The 11,667-nt window shown below is 44.5% G+C and carries 10 protein-coding genes; all 10 read left to right on the forward strand.

Features of this window, described 5'->3' with window-relative positions; genetic code table 11:
* Positions 1-47 precede the first annotated feature (47 nt).
* Positions 48-2,777: a calcium-translocating P-type ATPase, SERCA-type gene (locus tag J2Z37_RS03470; protein WP_209808789.1), complete on the forward strand. Its 2,730-nt coding sequence runs from the start codon at positions 48-50 to the stop codon at positions 2,775-2,777.
* Between the two features lie 93 nt (positions 2,778-2,870).
* Positions 2,871-3,746 (forward strand): YicC/YloC family endoribonuclease, encoded by an 876-nt coding sequence (locus J2Z37_RS03475; protein ID WP_209808790.1) that lies wholly within the window; start codon positions 2,871-2,873, stop codon positions 3,744-3,746.
* Between the two features lie 14 nt (positions 3,747-3,760).
* Complete coding sequence (gene remA / locus J2Z37_RS03480) at positions 3,761-4,021, forward strand: extracellular matrix/biofilm regulator RemA (RefSeq protein WP_209808791.1); 261 nt, start codon at positions 3,761-3,763, stop codon at positions 4,019-4,021.
* A gap of 8 nt (positions 4,022-4,029) precedes the next feature.
* Entirely contained in the window at positions 4,030-4,647 is a 618-nt protein-coding gene (gene gmk, locus J2Z37_RS03485; RefSeq protein WP_209808792.1) for a guanylate kinase, read from the forward strand.
* Positions 4,648-4,649: 2 nt separating this feature from the next.
* Complete coding sequence (gene rpoZ, locus J2Z37_RS03490) at positions 4,650-4,862, forward strand: DNA-directed RNA polymerase subunit omega (RefSeq protein ID WP_209808793.1); 213 nt, start codon at positions 4,650-4,652, stop codon at positions 4,860-4,862.
* 60 nt (positions 4,863-4,922) lie between these two features.
* Entirely contained in the window at positions 4,923-6,143 is a 1,221-nt protein-coding gene (gene coaBC, locus J2Z37_RS03495; RefSeq protein ID WP_209808794.1) for a bifunctional phosphopantothenoylcysteine decarboxylase/phosphopantothenate--cysteine ligase CoaBC, read from the forward strand.
* Entirely contained in the window at positions 6,110-8,560 is a 2,451-nt protein-coding gene (gene priA, locus J2Z37_RS03500) for a primosomal protein N' (protein ID WP_209808795.1), read from the forward strand. The genes coaBC and priA overlap by 34 nt, the downstream gene beginning before the upstream one ends.
* A 16-nt stretch (positions 8,561-8,576) precedes the next feature.
* Complete coding sequence (def, locus tag J2Z37_RS03505; RefSeq protein WP_209808796.1) at positions 8,577-9,050, forward strand: peptide deformylase; 474 nt, start codon at positions 8,577-8,579, stop codon at positions 9,048-9,050.
* A 281-nt stretch (positions 9,051-9,331) separates the two neighbouring features.
* Positions 9,332-10,273 (forward strand): methionyl-tRNA formyltransferase, encoded by a 942-nt coding sequence (gene fmt, locus J2Z37_RS03510; RefSeq protein ID WP_209808797.1) that lies wholly within the window; start codon positions 9,332-9,334, stop codon positions 10,271-10,273.
* Between the two features lie 24 nt (positions 10,274-10,297).
* On the forward strand, positions 10,298-11,665 hold the full coding sequence (rsmB, locus tag J2Z37_RS03515) for a 16S rRNA (cytosine(967)-C(5))-methyltransferase RsmB (protein ID WP_209808798.1): 1,368 nt from the start codon (positions 10,298-10,300) through the stop codon (positions 11,663-11,665).
* The last annotated feature ends 2 nt before the right edge of the window (positions 11,666-11,667 follow it).

Here is an 11,667-nt window from a genome sequence, read left to right on the forward strand (position 1 = left end):
GGAGGATAAGCCCATATGTACTTTATGGACTAGGAGGGACAGAAAACGTGAGTAGAAATCAATGGTACAACTCATCTACAAGTGAATGTGTGGAAATGATGCAAACCCATGTGGAAAAGGGACTTTCCGCAAAAAGTGCAAAAGAGAGATTGGAGCAGGTAGGAGAAAATATTTTAGAAGAAAAACAGAAAATCTCCCCCTGGGTGATTTTATTAGGGCAATTTAAGGATTTTATGGTTCTTGTCCTGCTTGCGGCAACCTTAATATCCGGTTTGCTAGGAGAATATATGGATGCCTTGACGATTATTGCGATCGTTTTAATTAATGGGATCCTCGGATTTGTTCAGGAGTACCGTGCGGAAAAGTCTCTTGGGGCCTTAAAGGAATTAACAGCACCAACTGCACATGTCATCCGCGACGGAGAATTGCAACAAATCCCAGCAAAAGATGTTGTACCGGGTGATCTGGTTTACTTTGAAGGGGGAGATCGAATCCCGGCAGATGTACGGATCATAGCTAGTAGTGGACTGCATGTTGAAGAATCAGCTTTAACCGGAGAATCCATGCCCGTTCTAAAACAAGAGGGTGTCATTACGCAAACGGATATGCCACTCGGAGACCAAACGAATATGGCCTTTAAGGGAACTTTAGTGACAAGAGGGACAGGTCAAGGAATTGTGGTTGGAACCGGGATGCAAACCGAAATCGGAAAAATTGCCGCATTGATTCAGTCTACTGAAACCTTGCAAACCCCTTTGCAGCAAAGATTAGAACAGCTGGGTAAAATTTTAATTGTAGTAGCTCTAGCTTTAACAGCGATGGTGGTAGTGGCAGGAATTATGCACCAGCATGATCCTTATCAAATGTTTTTGGCCGGTGTTAGTTTAGCTGTTGCAGCAATTCCAGAGGGATTGCCAGCGATTGTGACCATTGCCCTCGCCTTAGGAGTCCAGCGGATGATTAAGCGAAAAGCGATTGTGCGGAAGCTTCCATCTGTAGAAACGCTTGGTTGTGCAACCGTGATCTGTTCAGATAAGACAGGAACCCTAACGCAAAATAAAATGACCGTCACGCAAATTTGGGTGGAAGGCAAGAACGTAGAGGTATCAGGTACCGGCTATGTACCCGAAGGGAAATTCAGATTACAGGGCGGAGAAATCCATCCCACTCGAAACAGTGCCCTATCAAGGCTACTTCTACTCAATTATTTATGTAATAATGCGAAGCTCGTCGAAGAAAAGATAGAGAAAAAATCTCTACTTCGGAAAGAGAAAAAGCAATGGGAAATCATTGGTGACCCGACGGAAGGGGCCTTGCTCGTTTGTTCAGAAAAGGCTGGAATCCCGGCGCATGCGAAGACGTGGCAGAGAGTCAAGGAATTTCCGTTTGATTCAAGTCGGAAGATGATGTCCGTCCTTGTCAGGGATGCGCATGGTGCACAAATGATATCTGTCAAAGGGGCGCCAGATATTCTTTTAAACCGCTGCAGTAAGGTGTATTGGAATGGCAGTATCAGCCCATTGACGCCCGCCTTAAAAAAGCAAATTCTCCAGCAAAATATGGAGATGGCCGAACAGGCTTTGCGTGTCCTTGCAGTTGCTTATCGGGAACCGAAGTCAGGTGAGCGAGTCATTGATGAGAACCAAGCTGAAAGGGATTTAATCTTTGTTGGATTGAGCGGTATGATCGATCCACCGCGCGATGGAGTGAAGCAGGCAATAAAGGAATGCCGGATGGCTGGGATTAAGACGGTTATGATAACCGGGGATCATCAGATCACGGCACAAGCCATTGCCCATAAACTAGGAATCTTGCCAAAAGGTGGGTTGACAATAAATGGACAGGATCTTTATAATATGTCCAACGAAGAATTTGAAAGAAAAATCGAAGATATTTACGTTTATGCGAGGGTTTCCCCGGAACATAAATTAAAAATTGTACAAACCCTGCAGGCAAAGGGTCATGTTGTTGCCATGACAGGTGATGGGGTCAATGACGCACCAGCAATCAAGGCGGCCAATATAGGAATTGCCATGGGAATTACGGGGACAGATGTATCGAAAGAGGCATCTTCTCTCGTGCTAGCTGACGACAACTTTGCCACGATTGAAGCTGCGATAGAAGAAGGACGTACAATTTATGATAACATCCGCAAGTTTATTCGCTACTTATTAGCCTCTAACGTAGGTGAAATTTTGGTAATGTTCCTTGCGATGATGGCAGGAATGCCGCTGCCACTGGTTCCAATTCAAATTCTTTGGGTCAATCTTGTGACTGATGGATTGCCAGCTATGGCTTTAGGGGTTGATCAAGCGGAAGCAGATACCATGAACAGACCGCCACGGCCTAGCAAGGAAAGTATTTTCTCACGGGGCCTAGGTTGGAAAATCATTAGCCGTGGAGTGTTAATTGGCGTCTGTACGCTAGCGGCGTTCTGGCTTGCCTTGCAGGAGAATCCGAACCACTTAATAGAGGCCCAGACGATTGCTTTCTCTACGCTTGTGATGGCTCAATTGATCCATGTTTTTGATTGCCGCAGTGAATATTCCATCTTCCACAGAAACCCGTTTCAAAATAAATATTTGGTAGTCGCTGTCATTGTTTCGGTTCTTTTACTGTTGGGGGTCATCTACTATGAGCCGCTTCAACCAATTTTCCGGACTGTCCCACTTGATATGAATCAATGGATCTTGGTATTAACATTAGCTGCGATTCCAACGTTATTAGTTGGCGTAATGCGTCTATTCTATGATGCTTTAAGAGCAAAAACCAGATAAATTTTTATGATAAGCAACGGCTAATTGCCGTTGCTTATTTTCCAAACAAAATTTGGACGTCAAATCCACGACACGGAGGGTGGTGAGTGAATTATGGTGCAAAGCATGACAGGTTATGGACAAGCTTTTACAGAAACGGACGACTATAAAATCTCCGTTGAAATGAAATCTGTGAACCATCGTTTCTTGGATGTTTCTTTGCGCATGCCGCGTGAATACTTGGCAGCCGAAGAATTGATCAAGAAAAAAGTTGGCGAGTTTATGAAACGAGGAAGGGTCGACCTGTTTATTAATTTGGAAAGGAAGGGTGGACCCAAAAAGGTGTTGAAGGTTAACTGGGATTTGCTAGAACAATATATTGGGGCCTACAATACTTTAAATGAGCGGTTTTCCGTACAAAATCAGGTGAAGCTAGGGGACTTATTGGCTATGCCGGAAGTGGTGGAGTTGGAGGAACCCGGAAATTTCTCACAGGACTTCGTAAATCCCTTGTTAAATACAGTGGAATCGGCTTGTCATCAGCTTGTACATATGAGAAAATTGGAAGGAAAGACTTTAACGGAGGACCTATCTTTGCGATTAGCAAAGTTGGACAAGCTCGTCCTTGAAATTAAGGCAAGAGCACCGAATGTTGTTCGGAATTATCGAGAGAGACTGTCTCAGCGAATGGCCGAATTTATTACAGGAGAAATAGAAGAAACCAGAATTCTGACTGAAGCAGCCCTGTTTGCAGACCGTGCAAATATTGACGAAGAATTGGTTCGAATGGCTAGCCATTGTGGGCAATTTATGGGCATTCTTCAATTAACTGAACCTGTAGGGCGGAAATTGGATTTTCTCGTCCAGGAGATGAACCGGGAGATCAATACCATCGGCGCCAAGGCTAATGATGTGGAAATTAGCCAACGTGTCGTAGAAATAAAAGCGGAATTGGAAAAGATCAGAGAACAAATTCAAAATATTGAATAATGGGGGTACTGTCCGTGGCTATAAAATTAATTAATATCGGTTTTGGCAATATTGTTTCTGCGAATCGAATCATATCCATTGTCAGTCCTGAATCTGCACCGATTAAACGGATTATCCAGGAGGCAAGGGATCGTGGAATGCTGATCGATGCAACCTATGGAAGAAGGACAAGGGCGGTGATTATCACGGATAGTGATCACGTTATTCTGTCTGCCGTACAGCCCGAAACAGTCGCCCAACGTTTATCGACAAAGGATGAAGAGACGGATGAATAGGAGAGATTATGTTGGAGTTTGACAAGGGATTATTAATTGTACTTTCTGGACCTTCCGGAGTTGGAAAAGGTACCGTCTGCGCTGCGCTGAGAAATTTCATGCCTGAGTTGGTCTATTCTGTTTCCGCCACCACAAGAAACAAACGAGAAGGTGAACGGGAAGGTATAAATTACTTCTTTAAAACCAAGGATGAATTTGAACAGATGATCGAGCAAGATCAACTCTTGGAATGGGCAGAATATGTGGATAATTACTATGGGACCCCAAGGGGATTTGTTGAGGCGACCATTGATCAAGGAAAAGATATTATTCTTGAGATTGAGGTTCAGGGGGCACTGCAAGTGAAGCAGAAATTCCCTCATGGTATTTTTATCTTCCTTGCACCGCCGGATCTTGAGGAGTTACGCAATCGAATTGTTGGCCGCGGTACAGAGACGGAAGAAACCATTAATAATAGAATGGATGTAGCCAAGGAAGAGATTGAATTGATGGACAATTATAATTACGTTGTTGTCAATGATCAAGTGGCACACGCTTGCGAATCGATCCGGGCTATTGTAACCGCAGAGCATTTAAAGAAGGAACGACAAATTGCTAAATATCGAAAATGGTTAAGGGAGGTTTAATCGTGATTTATCCTTCGATAGATACATTGGTTAAAAAGGTAGAAAGTAAGTACATCCTTGTTTCGCTAGCGGCAAAAAGAGCACGCCAGCTTCGTGAAGATGAAGAATCTTCAAAGATTGTTAAACCGATTTCAAAGAAGCCGGTAGGAAGGGCTCTAGAGGAAATTGCGGAGGGCAAACTTCAGTTTGAAAGACCCAAAAAAGTTGTAGAGTAGTCAAATCTGACAACCTTATTATAGGTTGTTTTTTCCATTTTTGTAGAGGAGGAACTCCCGATGTTAACAGGAAAGACGATTGTGCTGGGAGTAACGGGGGGAATTGCGGCCTTCAAGGCGGCAAGTATTTGCAGCGGGCTCGTTCAGAAGGGGGCGGATGTGAGGGTCATTCTGAGCAAATCGGCCTTAAATTTTATACAGCCGCTTACTTTTCAGGCTCTATCGAGAAACCATGTGGTCGTAGATACCTTTGAAGAAAAGGATCCTAGCGTGATTGCCCATATCGAATTAGCTGACCGGGCGGACTTGATTATCGTTGCACCTGCGACAGCCAACTTTTTGGCGAAGGCAGCATATGGGATTGCTGATGATATGCTGACAACGACCCTTCTTGCGACACAAGCTCCGATTTTTATCTGTCCTGCAATGAACGTGCATATGTATCATCACCCAGCTGTCCAGCAAAACATTTCGATTTTACAAAGCCGTGGGTATCACTTTATTGATTCAGACGAGGGTTTTCTTGCCTGCGGCTATACGGGAAAAGGGCGGTTGGCTGAGCCAGAACAAATAATCGAACGGGTCGAAAGCTATCACACCCCAAGACAGGACCTGCAAGGAATCAACATTCTCGTTACTGCCGGTGCAACAAGGGAAAAGGTCGATCCCGTAAGGTTTTTTACGAATCGCTCCACAGGGAAAATGGGTTATGCTGTTGCTGAAGCAGCGATTGCACGAGGAGCAACGGTGACTCTCGTAAGCGGTCCGGCACAGCTCCCGATTCCTAATGGGGTCAATGTCATCCCAATTGAATCCGCTGAGGAAATGTTTCAGGCTGTTGCAAGCAAGAGTAATGAAGCGGATGTGATTATCAAGGCGGCGGCTGTTGCCGATTATCGTCCGGCACAGGTTCATGAACAAAAGATGAAAAAACTGGACGGCAACTTAACGCTTGAATTTGTACGAACAAAAGATATTCTTAGGTATCTTGGTGAACATAAGCGACCACAGCAAGTGTTGGTTGGCTTTGCAGCAGAAACAGAATCGGTGGAGAGCAATGCGATGAAGAAGATTAGAGAAAAAAATTTGGATCTCATCGTAGCAAATAATGTGTCTATGGAAGGCGCTGGCTTTGGCACAGATACCAATATTGTCACCTTGATTGAGCAAAAAGGGGTTCTTGCGGCTCTGCCTATGCTTAGCAAACGGGAAGTTGCAGATCGCATATTAACAGAAGCTGCGAAAAAATGGAGGGAAAAGCAAACGTGTACGCTGGAATAGTTGTCGATGTCCCGCATGTGGATACAGATAGGGCGTTTGATTATATAGTTCCAGACGAACTTGCACCCTGGATTCAAATTGGCAGCCGAGTTTCAGTTCCTTTCGGAAATCGCCTGCTGCAAGGCTATGTTGTGCAATTCAAAGAACAGACCGAGCTCGCAAAGGTAAAGGATATCAAAGAGATTCTGGATATCACCCCACCGCTTACTGGGGAATTGGTGGCATTAGGGCATTGGTTAAGCAATACTTATATATGTCGGCTGTATTCAGCGATGCAGGTCATGTTGCCTGCATCGCTGCGTTCGCAGTATAAGAAAAAAGTCAGAGTGACATCTGAAGGACAAAATCAACCCCTCTTACTACCCGGAGAACGTGAAATATTTAATTACCTTGGGGTACATCCGGATGGTGTTGAACTAGATCTGTTGGTGCGCAAATTTCCGGAACAAACGGCCTTTCTATTGAAAGCGGAACGGGAAGGATGGGTGGAAACCTCCCAGGTTGTTAAGGACAAGATTACCCGTAAAACGCTTTTGTATGTCAAAAAGAAGGTGAAAGATGAGCAGATTCCAGGACTTGTTGAACAGCTGTCGAAACAAGCAGAACGACAAAAGGAAGTTATGCTGTATCTGCAGGATCATGAGCATCCGCTCGCTCTGAGGGACCTTCTTTCTGAACTAGGAATTTCCTCATCCGCGGTCAAGAGCCTGGTTGCAAAAGATTGGTTGGAGCTTGTAGAGGTTGAAGAGAGAAGGGATCCTTATGCTAACAAAAAATTGGAAAAGGATCAACAAGTCGAATATACTCCTGAACAGCAAGAGGTCATTCTCGAGATTGATACAGCATTAAATGCAGGAGAACACGCTGGTTTCTTGCTTCATGGCGTAACAGGAAGCGGAAAGACGGAGGTGTATTTAGAGACTATTTCCCATTGTCTTGCGCAGGGGCGTGAAGCGATCGTATTGGTACCAGAAATTTCCCTCACACCTCAGATGGTAAATCGCTTTAAAGCCCGGTTTGGGGACCGAGTAGCTGTGATGCACAGCAGGCTTTCCCAAGGAGAAAGATACGATGAGTGGCGGATGATTCGAGATGGTAAAGTTAGTGTAGTCGTCGGGGCACGTTCGGCCATCTTTGCTCCTTTTACAAACCTTGGATTGATCATTATTGATGAAGAACATGAAAGCTCTTATAAGCAAGAAGAGACGCCCCGCTATCATGCGCGCGATATAGCAATGAAACGAGCCCAATATCACAAGGGCGTGGTCGTGCTTGGAAGTGCTACACCTGCCATGGAGTCGTATGATCTGGCCCAGCGAGGGAAACTCGGACTTCTCACGATGGTAAAACGGGTTGGTGAAAGACCCCTGCCTTCGACCGCGATTGTGGACATGAGGGAAGAGTTAAGAGAGGGTAACCGTACGATGTTTAGCAGGCAGCTTTCTCAAGCGATTCAAGAACGTTTGCAAAGAAAAGAGCAGATCGTCATCTTCCTTAATCGTCGAGGCTTTTCTACTTTTGTCATGTGCCGTTCATGCGGCCATTCATTGCAATGTCCGCACTGTGACATTTCTCTAACTTACCATCGGAATAATCGAACGGTTCGCTGCCACTACTGCGGCCATGCCGAGGTAGAGCCTGACAGCTGTCCGTCATGTGGAAGTAATCATATCCGCTTTTTTGGTACGGGTACGCAAAAGGTAGAGGAAGAGTTAAGCAAGTATTTCCCAGGTATTCGTGTTATTCGGATGGATATCGATACCACAACCAAGAAGGGATCACACGAGAAGCTACTGCAGCAGTTCAGGGAACATCAGGGCGATGTGCTGCTCGGCACCCAAATGATTGCCAAAGGGCTGGATTTTCCTAAGGTCACCTTGGTTGGTGTAATTGCGGCTGATACCATCCTTGGGATGCCAGACTTTCGGGCGGCAGAAAAGACCTTTCAGTTACTGACACAAGTTGCCGGGAGAGCCGGACGTCATGAGCTACCGGGAGAAACAATTATTCAGACGTATAACCCGGAGCATTACAGTATTCAATATGCCAAAACACACGATTATCAAGGTTTTTTTTCAATGGAAGCAAAGCATCGGTTTGAAAAAGGCTATCCCCCTTTTTCAAGGCTTATTCTCTTTACCTTCTCTTCACCACAGGTACCCTTGGCGATTAAAAAGGCCAATGATTGGGCAAAAAAGCTGCGGCAAACGTTACCTAGCAGCGTATTTATCTTGGGACCGATTGCTTCACCGATCCCACGAGTGAAAGATAGATATCGATTTCAATGCGTGTTAAAATATAGGAATGAAAAAGAAGTTCTACCAATTGTCAAAAAGCTGTCGGATGCCTTTGTCAGCCAGAATAAGAAAGACGAGGTAGAATTAGCGGTTGATGTGAATCCACAGGTTTTAATGTAAATAAGGAGGAGTTGCCATGGGAATCCGTATGATCGTAAAAAATCCCGATCCTGTGTTAAGGGATAAGGCTGTTCAAGTGAAAAATTTTAATGCCAATCTTCATAAGTTATTAGATGATATGGCGGAAACAATGTATGAGGCAGACGGGGTCGGTTTAGCAGCTCCACAAGTCGGCATCTTAAAACGAGTCATTGTAATGGATTGTGGGGATGGGCTAATCGAAATGATTAATCCAGAAATTATTGAAAGAGAAGGCGAGCAATTCGGTCCCGAAGGTTGTTTAAGTATCCCCGGATTGATGGGCGATGTTCGTCGGGCGATGAAGGTAAAAGCCAAAGGCCAAGACCGTTTTGGCAAACCGATTATTGTTGAGGGTGAAGAATTACTAGCAAGATGTATCCAACATGAGATTGACCACCTGAATGGTGTTTTATTTATTGATCTTGCGGAAAAAATGTATGAAAAGGATCCTGATCAAGCAGAGGGATAGAGATAGCGGAATTATTTTCCGTTATTATTAAGAATCAGAGAAAAAATGGTTCAATAGCGGAAAAAGTTCACGTTATTGAATATAATTAACCTCGTATTAATGGTATTTTCCTATGATAGTTGAAATTTTTTCCGTTATTGGAGCAATATTATGCTAAAAATGATTCATAGCGGGAAATTTTTCCGCTATGAAACGCAAGCCTCAAGATAGCTGATACAGAAACTGGCCTTAAAGCCAGTTTCTTCTAGTCTAACCCGAATTGTTCAAAGGAGCTGTAATAGATGCAAATTGTGTTTATGGGAACGCCTGATTTTGCGGTTCCCTGTTTGGAGCAATTAATATCGAATGGGTACTCGGTCACAGAGGTTGTTACTCAACCTGATCGGCCAAAAGGAAGAAAAAAAGAGATGACCCCGCCCCCGGTGAAGGTGGCAGCCCTCAAGTATCAAATTCCGGTCTTTCAACCAGAAAAACTGCGGGATCAGGAAGCGGTTGAACATATCCTATCGTTGAAACCAGATCTTATAGTAACAGCGGCATATGGACAAATCCTGCCGAAGGAAATTATTCAGCTTCCGAAATATGGTTGTATAAATGTACATGCTTCCCTTCTTCCTAAATATCGTGGAGGAGCCCCCATACATAAGTCAATTATAGATGGTGAAACAGAAACAGGTGTAACTATCATGTACATGGTGGAGAAACTGGATGCAGGCGATATCCTCACCCAAGTGAAAGTACCGATAGAATCTACTGATACGGTGGGAACTGTTCATGATAAATTGGCTGAGGTCGGTTCAGGCTTACTACTGGAAACCATTCCGAGGCTGATTAAAGGGGAACTAAACCCGATCAAGCAGGATGAGACAAAAGTCAGTTTTGCCTGGAATATTAAGCGGGAAGATGAAAAAATTAATTGGAACAAACCTGCTTGGGAAATCTATAACCAAATTCGCGGATTAAATCCATGGCCAGTGGCTTACACTCTTTTGAATGAAGATGTTTTCAAAGTATGGTGGGCCGATATCATAGATCTTGAAAAAAAGTCAGAGGATCGTCCGGGGACGATTCTTGAAGTTTCCTCGGACGGAATTGAAGTGGCCTGTGGAAAAGGGATTTTGCGTTTGCTAGAGGTTCAGCCCGCAGGAAAAAAAAAGCTGTCTGCTTCTGATTTTGTCCGCGGAGCTGGTGCCGGGCTGACCAGTGGAATGCACTTTTCTTAAGCGTAAAACGGAGGAGGAAAAAGCATGGCTCTCACGCCATCTGCACGTTCCGTTGCCTTGCAAATTTTGCTTCAGGTTGAACTGAAACAGGCATATAGCAATCTAGAGTTAAATGCCGCATTAAACAAGCTGTCGTTAGATCGTAGGGAATCTGGATTAGTCACTGAGCTGGTTTATGGGACCATCTCTCGGCTCAATACATTAGATTGGATGGCTAATCAACTATTAAAAAAACCGATACATACCCTAGAGCCGTGGGTAAGAAATTTGCTGAGGGTTTCTATTTATCAGCTGCAATACTTAGAGCGGATTCCGGATCGGGCAGTGGTTCATGAGGCGGTAGAAGAGGCGAAAAAACGGGGAAATGAAAAAATTGCTGGTTTTATAAACGGCGTATTACGAAATGTTGGGCGCAGCAAAGAACAACTGCAAATTCCAAAACAGGGCCCCAAGTTTAAACGGATTGCCCTTGGCAGTTCCCATCCAGAATGGATGGTCAAACGTTGGCTCAGCTTTTTTGGGGAACAGGATACAGTTTCAATGTGTGAAATTAACAATACAGCGCCGATGATGAGCATCCGTACCAATCTTTTAAAAACAGATCGTGAACAATTGATTAAGATGATCGAACAACAGCTGCCGGAAGCTGAGTGGGAGAGATCAAAGCTTGCACCGGATGGAATCTTGCTTTCCCATGGAGGACAAGTAGTCCACTCATCGATTTTCACCGACGGATATTGCACGATTCAGGATGAAAGTTCGATGCTCGTGGCTTACGCGCTCAACCCTCAGCCAGGTATGGCTGTTTTGGATACCTGTGCTGCACCCGGGGGAAAAACCACACATCTGGCAGAACGAATGGCTAATGAAGGAAGAATTGTGGCATTGGACATTCATCCTCATAAATTAGATCTGATCCGCCAAAACGCTAACCGCCTTGGTACGACCATCATCGAAACACGATTAGCAGATGCAACAGCATTGCCAGATGATATGAAATCTGGAAAATTTGATCGTATCCTTGTTGACGCCCCTTGTTCCGGATTTGGGGTAATCCGACGAAAACCGGATCTAAAATGGCAAAAGAGCGACAAGGATATCCAGGAGATTGCAGAGATCCAGTACCAAATTTTAGAACAAGCGGTGCAGTGTCTTAAACCGGGAGGAAGGTTGGTTTACAGCACCTGTACGGTTGATCCAGAGGAGAACAGCAAGCTTGTGCAAAGATTTGTGAAAGAACATCCCTTTGTCAAATTGGATGATACGTTGCAAGAGGACATGCCGGAAGTACTACACAGCTATTTCCACCGTTCGGGAAGTTATGTGCAAATCCTTCCCCATTACTTTGGGAGTGATGGATTCTTTATTTCCCGTCTGGTAAGAACTCAATAAAT

Origin of the sequence: Ammoniphilus resinae, from assembly GCF_017873965.1 — a bacterium.
GTDB lineage: Bacteria > Bacillota > Bacilli > Aneurinibacillales > RAOX-1 > Ammoniphilus_A > Ammoniphilus_A resinae.